Source organism: Brachybacterium huguangmaarense (assembly GCF_025725725.1).
Classification (GTDB): domain Bacteria; phylum Actinomycetota; class Actinomycetes; order Actinomycetales; family Dermabacteraceae; genus Brachybacterium; species Brachybacterium huguangmaarense.
Genome location: NZ_CP107020.1, coordinates 329,280 through 348,315, shown reverse-complemented (window position 1 = coordinate 348,315; position 19,036 = coordinate 329,280). Strand labels below are relative to the sequence as shown.

Genomic DNA, 19,036 nt, shown 5'->3' with positions numbered 1-19,036 from the left:
CGCGTGGCTCGCTCGACCGCCGACTTCTGGTTCGGCATCCCCGCCTGGCGCTGGATGTTCCTGATGATGGCGATCCCCGCGATCCTCTACGGGATCATGGCCTTCACGATCCCCGAGTCCCCCCGCTACCTGGTCGCGAGCCACAAGCTCTCCGAGGCGCGCAGCGTGCTGACCACGCTCTTCGGCGAGCGCTCGACCGAGATCACGATCGTGCGCATCCAGGAGTCGCTCAAGTCTTAGAAGCCGCCGTCGTGGTCCGACCTGCGCGGCCCCGGCGGGCGCATCGTGCCGATCGTGTGCGTCGGCCTGCTGCTGTCGGTGTTCCAGCAGTTCGTCGGCATCAACGTGATCTTCTACTACTCCAACGTGCTGTGGGAGGCCGTCGGCTTCAGCGAGAACGACTCCTTCGTCATCACGGTGATCACCTCGGTCGTGAACATCGTGACCACCTTCATTGCGATCGCCACGGTCGACCGGGTGGGGCGCAAGCCGCTGCTGCTGATCGGCTCGATCGGCATGGTCGTGGGGCTCGGCACCATGGCGGTCGTCTTCGGCACCGCCCCGGTGGTGCACGGCGCGCCCGTGCTCGAGGGTGCCGCGGGCCCCATCGCCCTGATCGCCGCCAACGTGTTCGTGATCGCTTTCGGCCTGTCCTGGGGCCCGGTCGTCTGGGTGCTGCTGGGCGAGATGTTCCCCAACCGCATCCGTGCCGCGGCCCTGTCGCTCGCCGCTGCCGGCCAGTGGGTCGCCAACTGGCTCATCAGCGTCAGCTTCCCAAGCCTCAAGGACTCGGTCGGCCTGGGCGTGGCCTACGGCATGTACGCCGTGTTCGCGGTCCTCTCCCTGGTGTTCGTCGCGAAGTTCGTGCAGGAGACCAAGGGCAAGGAGCTCGAGGACATGGACGCCGGCCGCTGAGAGCGTCCGCCGGATCGTGACGGCCCTGCCGCTCGACGCCGCGCGACAGGGCCGTCACCTGCGAGGATGGCGGCATGAACGCGCGTGTCGACCTCTCCGCCCGGATCGATGACGTCCTCGCCCGGCTGGACGGCGCCGCCCGGCGCGCCGGCCGCGACGGGGCCGAGGTGCAGATCCTGCTCGCCACCAAGACCCGCACCGCCGCGGAGATCGCGGACGCGGTCCGCGGCTTCCGTGCGCGCGGGCGCGACGTGGTGGTGGGGGAGAACCGCGCCCAGGAGATCGCCAAGCACGACGACCCCGCCCTCGTCGCCCTCGGCGTGCCCCGTCACTTCATCGGGCGCCTCCAGACCAACAAGGCCAAGGACGTCGTGGCCTTCGCGAGCGTGATCCACAGCGTCGACCGCGACGCCGTGATCGACGCGCTCGCACGCCGTGCCGAGCTCGCCGACGTCGAGCGCGACGTGCTCCTCCAGGTCAACACCTCCGGCGAGCAGTCCAAGGGCGGCTACGCGCCCGACGCGGCCACCGTGCAGGCCGCCCTCGAGCGCGTCGCCGCGACCGGTCGGCTGCGGCCCGTCGGGCTCATGACGATCGGGGCGCACACCGACGACGAGGCGTCCGTGCGGGCCTCGCTCGGCGCCCTGCGCGTGCTCCGGGACGAGATCGCGATGCCCGGCGTCACGGAGCTGTCGATGGGCATGAGCGGTGATCTCGAGATCGCCGTCGAGGAGGGCTCGACCATCGTGCGGCTCGGCTCGGCGGTCTTCGGTCCGCGAGCGGCCTGAGGTCGGCTGCGCCCCGGGCCCTGCGTCGACGAGGGGCTCAGGCCGGTCCGGCGAGGGCCGCGGGCACCCCGAACTCGTCCTCGAGCACCTCGGCCGCGGCCCCCAGCGCGATCGCGTCGTCGCCGTGCGTCGAGACGAGCACCTCGACGTGCAGCCAGTCATGGCGCGGCAGCTCCGTCGCCATCGCGCCCCGCACCGCATCGAGGTAGGCGGCATGGTGGCGGTGGATGCTGCGGCCGGCGAGGATGATGCGGTCGACGTCGAGCAGCACCACGAGGTCGACCACGACCGAAGCCAGGATGCGCGCCGCGCGCGCCACGTCGCCGCGGGCGAGGGCGGCCGCGTGCTCGGCCTGCGCGCAGCCGCGGCGTCCGCACGTGCACGGTTCGCCGTCGAGCACGACCACGGTGTGGCCCACCTCCCCGGCATCCGAGTGTGCCCCGCGGTGCAGCACGTCGCCCAGGCGCAGGCCGGCGCCGATGCCGTCCTCGACGAGCACGAGCGCGGCGTCGGGCACGGCGTGCGGAGAGCTCCAGGACTCCGCGACGATCGCCGCGGTCGAGTCGTTCTCCACGAGGGCGGGCAGGCCCAGGCGCTCGACGAGCCGGGCGCGCAGGGCCAGGCCGCTCCACGGGTCCGAGGCCTCCGATCCGCGGAACACGCCGGCGTCGTGGTCGACGGAGCCGGGCATGCCGACGCCGATGCCGACGAGGGCTCCCTCGCCCGTGCTGCGCAGCTGCGTCGCGAGCTCGGCGACGATGTCGACGAGGCGGTCGGGCGAGGTGCCCGCCTCGAGATCGCGCTCGCACGCCGCGAGGATCGTCCCGGTCAGGTCGACGATGACGGCCCGCACGCGGGTGCGCGTGACGTGCACCCCGATCGCACGCCGCGACCGCGGGACGAGGCGGTGCAGCACGGCCGGCTTGCCGGGGCCCGCGCTCACCGTGCCGGCCTCCTCGACGAGGCCGCGCTCGCCGAGGCGCGCGAGGATTTTGGTGACGGCCTGCGGGGTGACGTCGAGGGCCTCGGCGATGTCGTGGCGGGCCATCGGGTTGCCTCCGCGCAGGAGGGCGAGCACGCCGGCGTCGTTGACGCCGCGCACGAGATCGAGATGGGCTCCGCTGCTCACCCGAGACATTGTGGCCCACGCGGGCCACGGGCGGGGTCCGCGCGGCTTTCCCGGGGGCCGGGCGGGGTCCGCGCCCGACGGCGTGTCCGGTGCCCCGGCGCGCTCTGTGTCGCACCGCACGGGCGATGGCGGGGGAGGGGGCGTTGACATATAGCAACAGCGTTGGCTTATCGTGGTCGCGTGACATCAGCACGACTCGACCCCCGTTCTCTGACCCAGCGTCTGCGCCCCCGGCTCCCGCGCCGGGCAGAGCGCCCGGAGCTCGGCTCCGCACACCCGGCCCCGATCAGCCCGGCACGCCGCCGGCTGGCCCTGTTCGCCCTGGCCCTCGGCGGCTTCGGCATCGGGTCGAGCGAGTTCGTCTCGATGGGGCTGCTGCCCGGCATCGCCCACTCGCTCCTGCCGGGCCTCATGTCCGCCTCCCCCGAGGCCGGCATCGCCCAGGCGGGCCTGGCCATCAGCGCGTATGCGGCCGGTGTCGTCGTGGGCGCCCCCACGGTCGCGCTGCTCGCCGTGCGCATGAGCCGCACGAAGCTCATCGTGCTGCTGGCCGCCGCTCTGCTCGCGGGCACCGTCCTGTCGGCGCTCATGCCCACCTTCGAGCTGACCGTGCTCGCCCGCTTCATCGCCGGCATCCCGCACGGCGCCTACTTCGGCGTCGCCTCCCTCATCGCCGCCTCCCTCATGGGAGAGGGCAGCCAGGGCAAGGGCGTCGCACTCGCCCTGTCGGGCCTCACGGTCGCCAACCTCATCGGCGTCCCCCTCCTGACCGCCTTCGGCCAGGGACTCGGGTGGCGCATGAGCTACCTCATCATCGCCGCCGTCTTCATCGCGACGATCGCCCTGCTGAGCCTCAGCGTCCCGCCGCAGGAGCGGCCCGCCGAGCGCAGCATCCTCGAGGAGCTGAGCGCCTTCCGCTCCAAGCAGGTGTGGGCCGTGGCCGGCATCGCGGCGGTCGGCTTCTCCGGCAGCTTCGCGATCTACAGCTACATCGCCGACATCTCCCAGCACGTTGCGGGCACCACCGCCGCGTTCGTGCCCGTCGTGCTCGCGTGCGCGGGCCTCGGCATGACGCTCGGCAACCTGCTGGGCGGCTGGGCCTCCGACCGCTCGGGCACCCGCACCCTGCTGATCGGCTTCCCGGCGTACATCCTCGCGCTCGTCGCGCTGTTCCTGTTCGCCTCGTCGGCCCCGGGGCTGCTGGTCACGGTCTTCTTCGTCAACCTCGCCAACTCGATGGTGACGCCGGCCGTGCAGACCTGGCTGATCCGCGCCGCCGGCCGGTCCCAGGTGCTCGGCGCCTCGCTGAACCACGCGGCGTTCAACGTCGCCAACTCCCTGGGCGCGGCCCTCGGCGGCGCCGTGATCTCCGCGGGCCTGGGCTTCCGCGCCCCGGCCGTGGTCGCGATCTTCCTCGCCGCGTGCGGCTTCGCCATGGTGCTCACGACCCTCGGCGCCCAGCGTGCGCTCGTGAAGCGCCGTGCCCACGCCATGAGCAGGGTCGTCTCCCTCGACTCGCTGCGCGGCCTGGGCGGCGCGGGCGTCGGCGCGGTGCGCGGCCGTGAGGCCGACGCCCGACGCGGCGAGCGCCTCCACGCGACCACGGGGGCGATCCCCGCGATCACCGGGGCCATCCCCGTCACGACGGGCGCCCTCCCGGCCGTCTGCTGAGACGACCGGCCCCGGCGCGGCCGGGACGGTGAGCCCTCCACGACGACACCTGTCGGCCTCACGGCCGGCAGGTGTCGTCGTCCTGTGCGGGTGTGCGGCGAGGCCCCGGTGCGCGCGATGCGTATCGTGGCCTGGACCGAGGTCGAGCCTCGTGCGGGGCCGAGCGGGCCCCGCGGCGAGACGTCGCCGAGCGACGAGGAGACTGCACGATGACCGCCTCCCTCGACATCGCGTACCCGTTCACCGGGTGCTGGATCGCGCGGTACAGCCCGGCCAGCCGGGTGCCGAGCCACGGCACGCGCATGCTCGCCTCGAGCTACGCCATCGACTTCGTGCCGACGTCCGAGGACGGACGCACGGCGCCGATCACCCTCGGCTCGCTCGTGCGGCCCGAGCCCGCCGACAGGTTCCCCGGCTTCGGGCGCCCGAACCTGGCGCCTCTCGGCGGCGTCGTCGTCGCGGCGCACGGCGGCGAGCCGGATCATCCGGCCTATCGAGGGCTGCCGTCGGTCGGCTACGCGCTGACCCAGCACCGTCGGGCCGCCGCGGGATGGGTCGCGCTCGCCGGGAACCATGTCCTGATCGAGCACGGCGGCATCGTCGTCGCCCTCTGTCACCTGCGCCGGGGAAGCATCCGCGTGCACGCGGGCCAGCAGGTGACCACCGGCGACCTGCTCGGCGACTGCGGCAACTCGGGCAACAGCACCGAGCCCCACGTCCACGTCCAGGCGATCGACGACCGGGAGGTCGAGCGCGCCCGCGCCGTGCGCGTGACGTTCGGAGGGACGCTGCCGCGCGACGGCGAGATCGTCCGCGCCTGAGCCGCGCGCGGCGTCGGTGCTAGCGTCCGGGTACCGGACGGGCGCCGCCCGACGCCGGACTGCTGGCGGCGGACTGCACCGGGACCGCGGGCCGAGCCGTGCCTCGCGGCGGCCGTCGACCGGACCAGGAGGCACCATGCCCGAGGAGCTCCGCCGCTCCGTGGCCTTCCGCGGGGCGCACTTCGTCCAATGCCGGCTCGACGGCGTGGTGATCCGTGACTGCGACGTCACGGGGCTGCAGATCGTCGACTCGCTCGTGCACGACGTCTCCGTCTCCGGCGATCTGCGGCACGTCGTGGTCAACGACGTGGACGTGACCGCGTACGTCGAGGGCGAGCTGGACCGCCGGCATCTCGAGCGGGTCCTCGTGCGGGAGGCCGAGACCCCCGACGCCTGCCGGCGGCTCTGGCCCCACGTCGCCGAGCTGTGGGCCGGCACGCTGCGCCGTGCCCGGCAGCTGCTCGAGGCGCTCCTGCAGCAGCGGGTCGGCGACGAGTGGCCCTTCGTCGAGACCCAGCGCCACCTGCTGTTCTGCAGCGACGCGTGGGTGGGCAGCGCCGTGCTGGAGGAGGATCGGCCGTATCACCCGCTCGGCTACCCCGACTCGGGGTACCCGCCCGAGAAGGCGGCGGAGCTCGGCCTGACGCTCGATGCCAGACCCACGCTGGACGAGGTGCTCCGGGCGCGCGAGGCGCGGGCGGCGGTCGTCGGACGCGTCATCGCGGAGCTCGACGACGACGGGTTCCGGCGGATCTGCGGGCGCCGGCCCAGCCCGGAGTATCCCGACCAGGAGTACACGGTGGGTCGCTGTCTCCGGGTCGTGCTCCGCGAGGAGATCGAGCACCGCCGCTACACCGAGCGCGACCTCGTCGCGCTCGACCACCGCTGACGCCAGGACCTGAGCCTCCGGGGACCGCCAGGAGCTGCCGCCGTGCGGGCCAGGGCCGCGGGGAGACCGGGCCGAGACGGTCAGCGGGGGAGGAGCGGGACGGCGCCCTCGCGGGCGTCGCGCGACGCGCCTCCTCCGCCCGCCGAGCGCGGGCCGCGCGTGCGGTGCACCCCGGCCTGGCGCGCCCGGCGCACGGTGTTCAGCAGCATGCGGCGCAGACCCGTGAGGGAGTCGGCCGCGAGCGCCACGAGGATCGCGGAGACGACCGAGACCACGAACGTGCCGGTCGCCGTGCCGAGCAGGCCCAGATGCGCGGCGAGCGTCCACGAGCCCGCCGCGGCCGCACCGCCCGTGGTCAGGTCGCGCAGCCGCAGCGAGCGCACGCTCTCGGCGGGAGCGGGCGCCGCCGAGGCCGGCGCGGTCTCGTCCGCCGCGAGGCGTGTGCTCGCGACGACGGAGGCCTCGGCGACGACGGGCATCGGCCCGGTGCCCAGCGCGCGCAGCACACCGGTCGCGGTCGCATCGCGGCGGGGAAGGTGGTGGAGCGGACGAACGGGCTCGAGAACGGCGGACGACGGCATGGCTCAAGCCTGACGCACGCGGGCGCGCGCCACGCCGCGCGCCCGCGGAGGCCTCGTGAGGCATTCGCGAAGACCCGTGCACACCCCGGCCCGGTCGTGATCGGCGCCACCGGCCCGGACTCCCGCCGGACACCGCCGTACCCGCACCCGCACCCGCACCCCGCGCTCGTCCGCGCGACGCGCGCCCCGGAGCCCCGCTGCGGACCGTGCGGTCACCGCTGCGGTCCGCCGTCGGACATCGGCGCGCGGCGGCGTGGCTGGCGGGCGCCCGCGCCGCCCCGACTCACCCCGGCCCCGTCACACTTCGTCATCGGTGTTTATGAGGAGCCCAAGCTGAGCCTTAGGCTCGTGCGAGCGCCCCGCGCATCCCGCCCGCACCCCCTCAGGAGGACTCCCCGTGCACATCGACACCATCGCCGTGCAAGCTCTGCGCGATCACGAGCACGGTGCCGTGGTTCCCCCGATCCACCTCGCCTCGACGTTCGAGCTCGACCCCGCGACCGAGGACGGCGCCTACGCCTACCAGCGCGGCTCCAACCCCACGCGCGCCCAGCTCGAGACCGTGATCGCGGCGCTCGAGGGCGCGCGGCACGGCTTCGCGTTCGCCTCGGGCATGGCGGCCACCGGCGCGGCGTTCTCGCTGCTCGCCGGCGGCGACGAGGTGATCCTGTCCGCGAGCGTCTACGGCGGCACCTACCGCTTCGTCGACAAGGTCTTCCCGGGCCGCGGCGTCACGGGGCGCTTCGTGACCGACCTGGGGGACCTGACCGACGCGGACTTCACCGAGCACACGCGCATGGTGTTCGTCGAGACCCCGGCCAACCCGACCCTGCGGATCACCGACCTGCGGCGCATCGTCGACCTCGCGCACTCCCACGGCGCCCTCGTGGTCGTGGACAACACCTTCATGACCCCGGTCCTCCAGCGTCCGCTCGCGCTCGGCGCCGACGTGGTCGTCCAGTCGGCCACGAAGTACCTCGCCGGCCACTCCGACCTCCTGGCCGGCACCGTCACGACCGACGACGACGAGCTCGCCGAGACGTTCGCGCTCGCCCAGAAGGCGCTCGGCGGCGTGCTCTCCCCGTTCGACTCCTACCGGCTGATCCAGGACATCAAGACCCTTCCGCTGCGCCTCGAGCGCCAGCAGGCCAGCGCCGTCGAGATCGCCGCCCACCTCGCCGCCCACGAGGACGTGGCCCGCGTGCTCACCCCCGGCTCCTTCAGCGAGGCCGAGGCCGTGCTGCACGCGAGCCAGGCGAGCGGACCGGGAGCTGTGATCTCCTTCGAGCTCGCCGAGGGACTGGACCGCGTCGCGTTCCTGCGCGCCCTGCGCTTCCCTGCCTACGCGGTGAGCCTGGGCGGCGTCGAGTCGCTCATCTGCCGCCCCGCGACGATGACGCACGAGGCGATGACCCCCGAGGACCGCGCCGCCGCCGGCATCGGCGACGAGCTGCTGCGCCTGTCCGTGGGCATCGAGGCCGTCGCCGACCTCGTCGCCGATCTCGACCAGGCCCTCGCGGCCGCCCGCTGAGCCGTTCCGCCCATCCCACCAGGAGTCCCCATGACCTCGTCGATCCGACCCACCCGCCGCGGCGCCCTCGCGCTCGGCTCCACCGCCGCCCTCGCCGCCCTGCTCGCCGCATGCGGCCCGAGCCAGAACCGCTCGGAGGACGGCAGCGTCGCGAGCGACGGCGGGACGGCCGCCACGGACGACCTGCTGGCGTCCATCACCTCCTCCGGCACGGTCCGGATCGGGATCGAGGGCACCTACAAGCCGTACGCGTACCACGACGACTCCGGCACGCTCGTCGGCTTCGAGAAGGACATCGCCGACGCCATCGCCTCGGGGCTCGGCGCGACGCCCCAGTTCATCGAGACCGAGTGGGACTCCCTCATCGCGGGGCTCGACGTCGGCAAGTACGACATCGTCATCAACAACGTCGGCATCACCGAGGAGCGCGAGAAGAAGTACCTGTTCTCCGAGCCGTACGCGAAGGTGTCGGGGCGGGTCGCCGTGGCCAAGGACTCCGACATCCAGACCCTCGCCGACGTCAAGGGCCGCACCGCCGCCCAGACCGCGACGAGCAACTGGGCGCAGGCGATGACCGACCTCGGCGCCCAGATCCTGCCCGTGCAGGGCTTCGCCGAGGGCGTCGAGCTGGTGGTCCAGGAACGCGCCGACGCGATCGGCAACGACCTCGTCTCCTTCACGACCTACCTCCAGGAGCAGCCCGACGCGAACATCCGCCTGCTCGACGAGGAGCTGCCCACCGACTCCGTCGTCGGCGTGATCATGCCCAAGGGCCAGGAGGACCTGCAGGCCAAGATCGACGAGATCCTCGACGGCATGAAGTCTGACGGCTCCCTCTCGGCGATCTACCAACAGTGGGTGGGCACCGACCTGACCCCGCAGGGCTGATCGGGCATGGTCCGCGCCCTCGAGCTCTGGGTGGGCTCGCTGCCGCGCCTGCTGGAGGCGACCATCTCGGTCACCGTCCCGCTGTCGCTGCTCTCCTTCGCGATCGCGCTCGTGCTCGCGGTGGTGGTCGCGCTCGTGCGCCTGTACGGGCCGCGACCGCTCGCCGGGATCGCCTGGCTGTACGTGTGGATCTTCCGCGGGACCCCGCTCGTGGTGCAGCTGTTCATCGTGTTCTTCGGCCTCCCCAACGTGGGCGTCGTGCTGCCGGCCTTCGCGGCCGCGGTGGTGACGCTCGCGCTCAACACCGGCGCCTACGCCTCCGAGGCGATCCGCGCCGCGATCCTGTCGATCCCGCGCGGTCAGTTCGAGGCGGCCCAGACCCTGAACCTGTCCCGCCGCGCGACGTTCTTCCGGGTGGTCGCGCCGCAGGGGTTCCGGATCGCCCTGCCGCCGCTCACCAACGACTTCATCGACCTGGTCAAGGGCACGTCGCTCGTGTTCGCCATCACCATCGTCGACGTGTTCCAGGTGGGTCGGCAGATCGCCGCCTCGACCTTCGAGCCGCTCATCCTCTACGTCGAGGTCGCGGCGATCTACCTGGTCATCGTGTCCCTGCTGAGCATCCTGCAGGGCTGGCTCGAGAAGAGGGTGTCCCGCCATGTCCGCACGACCTGAGAGCCCCGGCGCGGCCGGGGCGCGCCCGCCGCTCGTGCTGCGCGGCATCCGCAAGACCTTCGGGCCGCTCGTGGCACTCGACGACGTGTCCCTCGAGATCCCGCGCGGCAGGACCACCGTGCTGCTCGGGCCGTCCGGGTCGGGCAAGTCGACGCTGCTGCGCTCGATCAACCTGCTCGAACGCCCCGATGCGGGCACCCTCGACTTCGGCGACGGCGCCGTGACGCTCGGCGGACGGCTGACCGGGCGCACCGTGCGGGCCGTGCGCGGCCGCTCGACCATGGTCTTCCAGCAGTTCAACCTGTTCCCCCACCTCACGGCGCTCGGCAACGTGACCCTCGCCCCGGTCAGCACGCGCGGCCTGCCGCGGGCCGAGGCGGAGGAGCTGGGACGGACGCTCCTGGCCAAGGTCGGGCTCGCCGCCAAGGCCGACGCCTACCCGGACCGCCTCTCGGGCGGTCAGCAGCAGCGGGTCGCGATCGCCCGGGCGCTCGCGATGGAGCCCGACGTGCTCCTGTTCGACGAGCCCACCTCCGCGCTCGACCCCGAGCTCGCCGCCGAGGTGGTCGAGGTGCTCGCGGACCTCGCCCAGGAGGACCGCACGCTCGTGGTCGTCACCCACTCGCTCGCCTTCGCCCGCCGCGTGGCCGACAAGGTCGTGTTCCTCGAGGACGGGCAGGTGCTGCTCGACGGCGGCCCCGCCGACTTCTTCGAGAGCAGCGACGAGCGGCTGCGCCGCTTCCGCGAGGTCGTCGCCTCGGTCTGAGCGCCCACGCCCTCCAGGCACGGATCAGGCCCTCCCGATACGATGGAGACGCCCGGGGCGCGGTCGCACGACCGCCGCTCCGCACGCGCTCCCTGACGTCCCGGCCCCTAAGGAGGAGCCTTGGCTCGCCACAACATCGTGTTCGGCAAAGACCGAGCATTCACATCCAGCGGCTATGCGGGCTTCTCCGGCTCCCAGGTCGACGACCGGTCGCAGGGCGGCTACGGCCAGGCCGGCTACGGCCAGCAGGCGCCCGCCCAGCGAGGCTACGGACAGCCCTACCCGGCGCAGCCGGGCCACGGGCAGCAGGCGCCCGCCTCCCGCGACGACCTCGAGGCGCTGTACGCCCGTCCCGCCGCGACCGGCTACGACACCGGGCGCATGACCATGCGCGACGCCCTCAACGCGATCACGGCCACGCTCGGCACGATCATCGTGGTCGGCTTCGCGGTCGCCCTGCTGCCGGTCGTGCTCGGCGCGGTCGCCGGCTCCGAGGGCGAGGTGGCGGGCGTGGGCCTGGCCTCGACCGCCATGTTCATCGGTCTCCTCGGCGGCACGGTCCTGGCCCTCGTCAACATCTTCAAGAAGAACCCGTCGCCCGCGCTCGTGATCGCCTACGCCGCCTTCGAGGGCCTGCTCCTCGGCGGCATCTCCGGCGTCATCGACTACTCCTACTCGGGCCCGAGCGTCGCCCTGCAGGCCGTCGGCGGCACCCTCGCGGTCGCCGGCACGGTGCTCGTCCTGTTCCGCGCCGGGGTGCTGCGCACCTCGCCGCGCCTGACCAAGATCTTCATGATCGCGATGATCGGCTACCTCGTGTTCGGCGTCGTCAACATCGGGGTCATGATCGCGACCGGCACGAGCCTGCGCGACGGGCTGCTGGGCCTCGCGATCGGCGCGATCGCCGTGGTCCTCGCGTCGTACTCGCTCGTGATGGACTTCGAGGACATCACCCACGGCGTGAAGAACGGCGTCCCGCGCCGCATGGCCTGGCGCTGCGCCTTCGGTGTGGCCGTCACCCTGGTGTGGATGTACCTGGAGATCCTGCGCATCCTCGCGATCCTCCGCAACAACTGACATCAGATCCACCGGAACGGGTCCGAGCGCCGCGAGGCACCGGGCCCGTTCCCGCACGAGAGAGACAGGGATGGACGCCGCCTGGCACTGGATCTCTGCGCACGGGGTCACGCTGGCCAGCTCGATCCTGCTCGTCATCGACGTGGCCCTGCGCGTCCTCGCGGTCTTCGTGGTGCCCCGCAATCGGCGCCCCGGCTCCGCGATCGCCTGGCTGCTCGCGATCATGGTCTTCCCGCTCGTCGGCTTCCCGCTCTACCTCATGCTGGGCAAGGCGCAGCTGCCCCGCAAGCGCCGTGAGAAGCAGCGGCTCGTCAACCGCCTCATGCACGAGCGTGCCGAGGAGATCCCCGACTCCGACCTCGATCAGGGCAGCCCCAGCTGGCTCCAGTCCGCGGTCGCCCTCAACCGGAACCTGGGCGCCTTCCCGCTCACGGGCAACAACTCCGTGGACCTGCACATCGACTACGACCTGACGATCGAGGAGATGGCGCGGGACATCCGCACGGCCGAACGCAGCGTCAACGCGGTCTTCTACACGATGGGCCTCGACGCGGTCACCGCCGACTTCTTCCGCGCCATCGGCGAGGCCGCGGACCGCGGAGTGACGGTCCGCCTGCTCTACGACTACTGGGGCTCGGCGGGCCACCGTCGCCCCTACAAGGCGATGCAGCGCTTCCTCGACCAGCACGGCATCGAGCACTACCCGGCGATGCCCATCAAGCCGTTCGCCGACGGCGCCTTCCAGCGCCCGGATCTGCGCAACCACCGCAAGATCCTCGTGATCGACGGGAAGGTGGGATGGCTGGGCAGCCAGAACGTCATCTCGCGCGACTACGACAAGCGCTCCAACATCCGTCGCGGCCTCCGGTGGCAGGAGACGATGGCCCGCATCACCGGGCCCATCGTCTCGGAGATGAACCTGCTGTTCGCGACCGACTGGTACTTCGAGTCCGACGAGATCCTCGCCGAGGCCGAGCTCGTCCATCCGCAGCCCGACACGGCCGGCGAGCTCGAGTGCCAGATCGTGCCCTCGGGTCCCGGCTTCGTGCTCGAGAACAACCTGCTGCTGTTCGACCAGCTCTTCTACTCCGCCGCCGAGCGGATCGTCGTGGTCTCGCCGTACTTCGTGCCCTCGGAGTCGATGCTGTACGCGCTCATCACCGCGGCCGGGCGCGGCGTCGACGTCGAGCTGATCGTCTCCTCGACCGCCGACCAGTTCCTCGTGGGCCACGCCCAGCGCTCGTACTACGAGGAGCTCCTCGTCGCGGGCGTGCGCATCCAGCTCTACGAGGAGCCCTACATCCTGCACGCCAAGCACGTCACGATCGACGACTTCGTGACCGTGATCGGCTCGTCCAACATGGACATCCGCTCGTTCCTGCTCGACATGGAGTCCTCGCTCATGATCGGCGGCAGCGACTTCATGCAGCAGATGCGCGACGTCGAGGCCGTCTACCGCGAGCGCAGCACCCGGCTCGACCTCGAGACCTGGCGACGCCGGCCGTTCCTCGCGCGCTCGCTCGACGACATCTGCCGGATGGCCTCCTCGATCGTGTGAGCGCTGCGGGGCTCAGCCGACGACCTGCAGGGAGTCCAGGATGTCCTGGAGCTCCTGCATGTGGTCGGGGTGGTCGGCCGCGACGTCCGAGACCACGGCGCTCGGGCCGCCCGGGGTGTCGACCACGATCGAGGTCACGCGCGACTCGTCGGTCGTCTTGAGCCCGGCGTCGAAGTGGTAGGTGGCCTGCACGATCCACCCCGGCGTGCCGTCGACCGTGGTGGCCTCGGTGCGGTAGTCCGTGACGGTGGGGGTGTCCCCGAAGTAGTCGATCAGGCCCGCCGACGTCACGTAGCACTGGAAGATCGTGACGGCCGCCTGCTCGGCCCCGGGGTAGTCGCCCTCGGCCTGCGGCCAGGTCACGCGGCCCACGTTCACGACCGAGTACCAGCTGCCCTCGACGTTGCGCGCGTACCCGGCCGCGTCGGTCATGTAGGCGAGGTCCCCGCTGCCCCAGTTGAAGGTCCACGTCGAGGGGCGCGTGTACTCCAGGCCCCCGCCGCGCACCTTGCCGGCGGGCTGGGCGGAGGTGGACTGCTGCGGCAGCACCGTGCAGTCCGACGTCGGCGCCTGCGTGAAGATCGGCGGCGGCGGCGCGAGATCGGGGTCGTTGGGGTCCGGGACGTACTCCGACTGGCCGCTCGCGGTGCCCGTCGCGGGCTCGGCGTAGTCGGTGTCGTCGCCGAAGGCGTCGCGGAAGAGGGTCTGGGACAGGACCAGGGCGACGATCGCGATGATCGCGACGCTCGCGCCGATCACGGTGAGGATCATGGCGCGGGACCGCGAGCGCGAACGCTCGTCGGGCACGGGCGCCTGGGCGGGCGTGCGAGGCGGCGGGGTCGCGAAGTCGGGCAGGCCGGGGTCCGACGGCTCGTCGTGCCGCTCCGGATCCGCCATGTCGCGCCCCCTCCTCGGTGTCCGGCGCCGATTCTCGCACAGGCCGCCTGAGCCCCCGCCCGCTTGCTAGGGTCATGGACGTGACACGGGGTGCCGTCCCGCCGGACGGCTGAGAGCACACCCGTCGAACCTGATCTGGTCAGCACCTGCGAAGGGATCGTCACGATGAACGCATCGTCCGCCGCCTCACTCCTGCCGTCCGCCGGCGCGCCGTCCTCCGGGGCGCCATGGATCGCCTGCCTGGGCCGCGTGCGCGAGGCCGCGCCGCTCGTCCACTGCCTCACCAACACCGTGGTCCAGCAGATCACGGCGAACGCCCTGCTCGCGGCGGGCGCCTCGCCGGCCATGGTCGACCATCCCGAGGAGGCGCCGCTGTTCGCGGCCGCCGCGAGCGGGGTGCTCGTCAACCTCGGCACCGTCTCGCCGCATCAGGTCGAGGCGATGCCGCGCGCCGCGCGCGCCGCGGCCGAGAGCGCGACGCCCTGGGTGCTCGACCCCGTCGCCGTGGGCGGCCTGCCCGTCCGCACCCGCCTTGCGCACACCCTGACCGCGATCGGCCCCACCGCGATCCGGGCGAACGCCTCGGAGGTGCTCGCCCTCGGCGGCGTCGGCGACGGCGGCCGCGGGCCCGACTCGACCGCCACGCCTGACGTCGCCCTCGACGCCGCCCGCGCCCTCGCCCGGGACACCGGTGGCGTGGTCGCCGTGTCGGGGGAGCGCGATCTCGTCGTCTCGGCGGGGCGCACCACCTGGATCACGGGCGGCGACCCTCTCCTGACGCGCGTGACGGGCACCGGCTGCGCGCTGGGCGCGATCACCGCCGCGGTGCTCGGCGCATGCCCGGCGGCGGACCCGCACGACGCCGTGGTCGCCGCGCACGCCCTCGTGGCCGCGGCCGGGTCCCGCGGCGCTCACGGCGCGACCGGGCCGGGCTCGTTCGCCGTGGCCTGGCTCGACGCCCTCGGCGCCCTCGCGCCCGACGACGTGGTCGCCGCGGTCCTCGTCGAGGAGTCCTGAGGTGCGCGGGGCCCTCGAGCTGGCCCGTCGCACCGACTGGACCGTCTACCACGTGACCGACACCGCCCTCTCGGGCGGCCCCGACCGGGTGCCCGCGATCGCGGCCGCGGCCGTGCGGGGCGGCGCCGGCGCGATCCAGGTGCGGGACAAGCGCGCGGGTGAGATCGAGATCGCGCGCCTCGTCCGCGCCTGCCGCGCCGCGATCGCGGACGCGGTCGGGACCGAGGCCGCGGGCAGGGTCCGGCTGTTCGTCAACGACCGGGTCGACGTCGCCGTCGGCGAGGGCTGCCACCTCCACATCGGGCAGGACGACGCCGACCCCGTCGAGGCCCGCCGCGCGCTCGGCGACGACCTCCTGCTCGGGCTCTCGGTCTCGACGCCCGCGCAGGCGGCCGCGGCCGTGACCGCCGGTCTCGCCGACGTGCTCGGCATCGGCCCGGTCCGCGCCACCGACACCAAGCCCGATGCGGCCGCCCCGCTCAGCGTGGCCGGCGTCGCCGCGTGCGTGCGAGCCCTCGAGGCGGCCGCGGCGCGCCCGGCCGCCGTCGCCATCGGCGGCATCGACGTCGAGCTCGCGCACGCCCTCGGCCCCACCGGCATCGACGGGATCTGCGTCGTCTCCGCGATCGCCGTCGCCCCGTCCCCGGCCGATGCCGCCCGCACCCTGGGAGAGGCCCTGAGGTCCGGGCGCGACAGTCGCCCGGATGACCACCTCCCCGAGCCGTCGGACCCGACGGCCCCCACCCGCTGAGGCCACGCCTCACCGACCGAAGGATCCGCGCATGCGACCGCCCACAGCCCTCTCGATCGCCGGCACCGACCCCAGCGGCGGCGCCGGCATCCAGGCCGACCTCAAGACCTTCACGGCGCTCGGGGTGTACGGCACGAGCGCAATCACCGCGCTCGTCGCCCAGAACACCCAGGGCGTGCAGGAGGTGCGCGACGTCGACGCCGCCTTCGTCCGCACCCAGGTGGACAGCGTCATCGACGACATCGTCATCGACGCGACCAAGATCGGGATGCTCGGCACCGCTGCCGTCGTGGAGGCGGTCGCCGACATCGTCGGCGCCCGCGGCGCCGACCTCGGCACGATCGTGCTCGATCCCGTGATGGTCGCGAGCAGCGGCGACCCGCTGCTGTCCGCGGAGGGGGCCCAGGCGCTGCGCGAACGACTGCTCCCGCTCGCCCACGTGCTCACCCCGAACCTGCCCGAGGCGGCGCATCTGCTCGGCGAGGCCGTCGCCGCCGACGTCGAGGAGATGCGTGCCCAGGCGCTGCGGCTGCATGCCCTCGGCGTGCCCGTCGTGATCCTCAAGGGGGGCCACCTCGGCGGCGACGAGGTGGTCGACGTCGTCGTGCACCCCGGCGGCACCGACCTGCTGCGCGGCCGCCGCGTGCCCACCCGCAACACTCACGGGACCGGCTGCACCCTGTCCTCCGCGATCGCGGCGCAGTACGCGCGCATCGCCGAGTTCTCGCGCGCGGGCGAGCTCGGGGAGATCGGCGACCGCGGCGCCCAGGACGACGACCTCACCGTCATCGCCTCGGCCCGTGAGTTCCTCGCGAGCGCGCTCGACAACGCCGTGGACTGGGAGCTCTCGCGCCACCCCGAGACCGGCCACGGGCCCGTCAACCACCTCATCACGCTCGCCGAGGACTGAGGGAGCCCCCGATGGACGACGCCCTCGACACGATCGAGCCCGTCGGCCCCGTGACCCGGCGGCTGTGGGACGCCACCGCCGCGACCCGCGCCCGCATCGACGAGCTGGAGTTCCTGCGCACCCTCGCGAGCGGCACCCTCGCCCCCGAGGCGTTCGTGCGCTACCTCCAGCAGGACACCCTGTACCTCGCCGACTACCGGCGCGCCCTCGCGATGCTCGCGGCACGTGCCGACGACCCGGCCGCGAGCGGGCTGTGGGCGGCGAGCGTCGCGGAGGCCGTCGCCGAGGAGGGCGTCCTGCACGCCGCCCTGCTCGCCGACGAGCGCCTCGCGCCCCACGTCGAGACCGAGCCCGAGGCCTCCCTCGTGACGCGTGCCTACGCCTCGTCCCTGCTCGCGGCCGCCGCCTACGAGCCCTACCCGGTGGGGGTGGCCGCGGTGCTGCCCTGCTACTGGGTGTACGCCGAGGTGGGGACGCGCCTGGCCGCACAGGCCGCGGGCGTCGGAGCCCATCCCTATGCGACGTGGGCCGCGGCGTACGGCGATCCCGCGTTCGTCGACGTCGCCCGCCGCGCCGTCGCCGAGCTCGAGCGGGTCGGCGCCGGATGCGACGCGCCGCTGCTGGCCCGCGTCGAGCGCGCCTTCGCCGACGCGACGCGGTTCGAGGAGCTGTTCTGGGCCTCGGCGGCTGCGGGAGAGAGCTGGTCGCGCTGAGGTCCGGCGCGCGCCTGCGGGAAAAGGTAGCCATATGGTCGGGCGAGGCCCCCACAGGGGTCGGCTGACCATATGCCTACCTTTTCCCGCAGCACGGCCTCAGCGGATCCCTCGGAGACGCTGAACGGGACGGCGGACGGGGCCCGCAGGGGCTCGCCCAGCCACAGACGCCCGCTGTCAGCAGAACCCCCGCCGCCCGGCCCGAATCCGTCAGGGCAGGAGGCCGAGCGCGTCCTTGACGGCGAGGACCCGCGTGACCGACTCGCGCACCCGCTCGGCGTGGGCCTCGTCGGCCTGGGCCCAGGCCACGATCGCGTCGGCCAGCGTTTTCGCGAGGCCGGGGTCGGCCGTCAGCACGACGTCACCGCCCGCCTCGAGGAAGCGCGTCGCGCGCTCGCCGACCGGCACGTCCTGGACCGCGGCCGCGGCCCCGATGTCGTCGGTGACCGCGAGCCCCGAGAAGCCGAGGTCGCTGCGCAGCAGGTCGGTGACGATGGCGCGCGAGAACATCGCGGGCGCCTCGGCGTCGAGACGCGGGTAGCGGGCGCTCGAGAGCATGACGATCCCGGCTCCGGCGGCGATGCCGCTGCGGAAGCCCTCGAGCGACGTCGAGTCGGCGTCGGTCTCGCGGTCGGTGATCCCGGAGGTCGAGACGTCGGTGTTGCCGGTGACGCGGCCCAGGCCCGGGAAGTGCTTGAGCGTGGCCTGCACCCCGGCGCCCGTCAGGGCGGCCACGGCGGCCTCGACGCACGCGGCGACCTCGGCGGGATCGGTGCCGAAGCCGCGGCCGAGCGCACCGATGGGAGCGTTGTCCTCGCCCACCTCGGGGTCCACCACGTCGGCCACGGGGGCCAGGTCGACCCCGATCCCGAGGGTCCTGAGATCCTCGCCGATCGACCCGTACGCCGTGCGCACGGCGTCGACGCCCTGCGTGCCGAGGTCCTCGGCCGAGGCCGTGCGGCGCGCCGCGTCGCCGCGCAGCATCCGGATCTTGCCGCCTTCCTGGTCGACGGCCAGGAGCGGGCCGACGCCCGCCTCCGCCTCGGAGGCCGCGGTCCGTGCCCCGTCGAGCACATGACGCACCGCGTCGGCCGACTCCCACGTGCCGAGCAGGAACATGCCGCCCGCACGGGCCTCGGAGAACGCCGCGTCGGGGAGGGAGTCGCCCGCCCGCACGCCGACCCACAGGAGCTGACCGGCGAGCTGTCGGGCGTCGAACGACGAGACCAGCTCGGCGAGGCGATCGGGCGTCGGGCTCGCGCTCGCCGTAGCGCCCCCGCCGTCCGAGGCGGAGCCCGCAGCGGACGCCGACGACGAGGCGGTGCCGGAGGAGCCGGCGGAGCACGAGGCGGCCGCCGCCGCGGTCGGGACGGCGGCCAGCGCGGACAGCAGGGTTCGACGACGCATCCGTCCAGTCTGGCACGGGCGGGAATCCCGCCGCGGGCTGTCGGGCGCCCCC

The 19,036-nt window shown here is 73.5% G+C and carries 20 protein-coding genes and 1 riboswitch; of the genes, 16 read left to right on the top strand and 4 right to left on the bottom strand.

Annotation, left to right across the window (positions count from 1 at the left end):
• Positions 1-3 precede the first annotated feature (3 nt).
• The 3 genes from BRM3_RS01670 to BRM3_RS01660 all read left to right on the top strand — a co-directional run bounded on the left by BRM3_RS01670 (position 4) and on the right by BRM3_RS01660 (position 1,703).
• Entirely contained in the window at positions 4-240 is a 237-nt protein-coding gene (locus tag BRM3_RS01670; protein WP_263594381.1) for an MFS transporter, read from the top strand.
• Positions 241-294: 54 nt separating this feature from the next.
• Positions 295-915, top strand: a complete 621-nt coding sequence (locus BRM3_RS01665; protein ID WP_263594380.1) for an MFS transporter — start codon at positions 295-297, stop codon at positions 913-915.
• A 74-nt stretch (positions 916-989) separates the two neighbouring features.
• Positions 990-1,703 (top strand): YggS family pyridoxal phosphate-dependent enzyme, encoded by a 714-nt coding sequence (locus BRM3_RS01660; protein WP_263594379.1) that lies wholly within the window; start codon positions 990-992, stop codon positions 1,701-1,703.
• Between the two features lie 37 nt (positions 1,704-1,740).
• Here the strand turns inward: BRM3_RS01660 and BRM3_RS01655 are convergent, their stop codons facing one another.
• Positions 1,741-2,841 carry an ROK family transcriptional regulator gene (locus BRM3_RS01655; protein ID WP_396127015.1) on the bottom strand — a complete coding sequence of 367 codons (1,101 nt, stop codon included), beginning with the start codon at positions 2,839-2,841 and terminating at the stop codon, positions 1,741-1,743.
• A gap of 171 nt (positions 2,842-3,012) precedes the next feature.
• Here BRM3_RS01655 and BRM3_RS01650 point away from each other — a divergent pair, with 171 nt between their 5' ends.
• From BRM3_RS01650 to BRM3_RS01640, 3 genes are all read left to right on the top strand, one after another.
• Positions 3,013-4,503 (top strand): MFS transporter, encoded by a 1,491-nt coding sequence (locus BRM3_RS01650; RefSeq protein ID WP_263594377.1) that lies wholly within the window; start codon positions 3,013-3,015, stop codon positions 4,501-4,503.
• 209 nt (positions 4,504-4,712) lie between these two features.
• Positions 4,713-5,324, top strand: a complete 612-nt coding sequence (locus tag BRM3_RS01645) for a M23 family metallopeptidase (protein ID WP_263594376.1) — start codon at positions 4,713-4,715, stop codon at positions 5,322-5,324.
• 136 nt (positions 5,325-5,460) lie between these two features.
• On the top strand, positions 5,461-6,213 hold the full coding sequence (locus BRM3_RS01640) for a DinB family protein (protein WP_263594375.1): 753 nt from the start codon (positions 5,461-5,463) through the stop codon (positions 6,211-6,213).
• 80 nt (positions 6,214-6,293) lie between these two features.
• Here the strand turns inward: BRM3_RS01640 and BRM3_RS01635 are convergent, their stop codons facing one another.
• Positions 6,294-6,794 (bottom strand): hypothetical protein, encoded by a 501-nt coding sequence (locus tag BRM3_RS01635; RefSeq protein ID WP_263594374.1) that lies wholly within the window; start codon positions 6,792-6,794, stop codon positions 6,294-6,296.
• Between the two features lie 397 nt (positions 6,795-7,191).
• Here BRM3_RS01635 and BRM3_RS01630 point away from each other — a divergent pair, with 397 nt between their 5' ends.
• The 6 genes from BRM3_RS01630 to cls all read left to right on the top strand — a co-directional run bounded on the left by BRM3_RS01630 (position 7,192) and on the right by cls (position 13,289).
• Positions 7,192-8,325 carry a trans-sulfuration enzyme family protein gene (locus tag BRM3_RS01630; protein ID WP_263594373.1) on the top strand — a complete coding sequence of 378 codons (1,134 nt, stop codon included), beginning with the start codon at positions 7,192-7,194 and terminating at the stop codon, positions 8,323-8,325.
• Between the two features lie 30 nt (positions 8,326-8,355).
• Positions 8,356-9,213, top strand: a complete 858-nt coding sequence (locus BRM3_RS01625) for a transporter substrate-binding domain-containing protein (RefSeq protein ID WP_263594372.1) — start codon at positions 8,356-8,358, stop codon at positions 9,211-9,213.
• Positions 9,214-9,219: 6 nt separating this feature from the next.
• Positions 9,220-9,888: an amino acid ABC transporter permease gene (locus BRM3_RS01620; RefSeq protein ID WP_263594371.1), complete on the top strand. Its 669-nt coding sequence runs from the start codon at positions 9,220-9,222 to the stop codon at positions 9,886-9,888.
• Positions 9,872-10,654, top strand: coding sequence for an amino acid ABC transporter ATP-binding protein (locus tag BRM3_RS01615; RefSeq protein ID WP_263594370.1), 783 nt, complete (start codon positions 9,872-9,874; stop codon positions 10,652-10,654). The genes BRM3_RS01620 and BRM3_RS01615 overlap by 17 nt, the downstream gene beginning before the upstream one ends.
• A gap of 120 nt (positions 10,655-10,774) precedes the next feature.
• Entirely contained in the window at positions 10,775-11,731 is a 957-nt protein-coding gene (locus BRM3_RS01610; RefSeq protein WP_263594369.1) for a Bax inhibitor-1/YccA family protein, read from the top strand.
• A gap of 70 nt (positions 11,732-11,801) precedes the next feature.
• Positions 11,802-13,289: a cardiolipin synthase gene (gene cls, locus BRM3_RS01605; protein WP_263594368.1), complete on the top strand. Its 1,488-nt coding sequence runs from the start codon at positions 11,802-11,804 to the stop codon at positions 13,287-13,289.
• A 12-nt stretch (positions 13,290-13,301) separates the two neighbouring features.
• Here the strand turns inward: cls and BRM3_RS01600 are convergent, their stop codons facing one another.
• Positions 13,302-14,186, bottom strand: a complete 885-nt coding sequence (locus BRM3_RS01600) for a hypothetical protein (RefSeq protein WP_263594367.1) — start codon at positions 14,184-14,186, stop codon at positions 13,302-13,304.
• A 76-nt stretch (positions 14,187-14,262) separates the two neighbouring features.
• A riboswitch (TPP riboswitch) is annotated at positions 14,263-14,361 on the top strand.
• On the opposite strand from BRM3_RS01600, the gene thiM reads away from it, so the two are divergent.
• The 4 genes from thiM to BRM3_RS01580 all read left to right on the top strand — a co-directional run bounded on the left by thiM (position 14,352) and on the right by BRM3_RS01580 (position 17,577).
• Positions 14,352-15,203: a hydroxyethylthiazole kinase gene (gene thiM, locus BRM3_RS01595; RefSeq protein WP_263594366.1), complete on the top strand. Its 852-nt coding sequence runs from the start codon at positions 14,352-14,354 to the stop codon at positions 15,201-15,203. (Overlaps the previous riboswitch by 10 nt.)
• A 1-nt stretch (position 15,204) precedes the next feature.
• On the top strand, positions 15,205-15,954 hold the full coding sequence (locus BRM3_RS01590; RefSeq protein WP_263594365.1) for a thiamine phosphate synthase: 750 nt from the start codon (positions 15,205-15,207) through the stop codon (positions 15,952-15,954).
• 31 nt (positions 15,955-15,985) lie between these two features.
• Complete coding sequence (gene thiD, locus BRM3_RS01585) at positions 15,986-16,864, top strand: bifunctional hydroxymethylpyrimidine kinase/phosphomethylpyrimidine kinase (RefSeq protein ID WP_263594364.1); 879 nt, start codon at positions 15,986-15,988, stop codon at positions 16,862-16,864.
• An 11-nt stretch (positions 16,865-16,875) separates the two neighbouring features.
• Positions 16,876-17,577 (top strand): thiaminase II/PqqC family protein, encoded by a 702-nt coding sequence (locus tag BRM3_RS01580; protein ID WP_263594363.1) that lies wholly within the window; start codon positions 16,876-16,878, stop codon positions 17,575-17,577.
• A gap of 210 nt (positions 17,578-17,787) precedes the next feature.
• On the opposite strand, the gene BRM3_RS01575 is transcribed toward BRM3_RS01580, so the two are convergent.
• Entirely contained in the window at positions 17,788-18,984 is a 1,197-nt protein-coding gene (locus BRM3_RS01575; RefSeq protein WP_263594362.1) for a glycoside hydrolase family 3 N-terminal domain-containing protein, read from the bottom strand.
• Positions 18,985-19,036 lie beyond the last annotated feature (52 nt).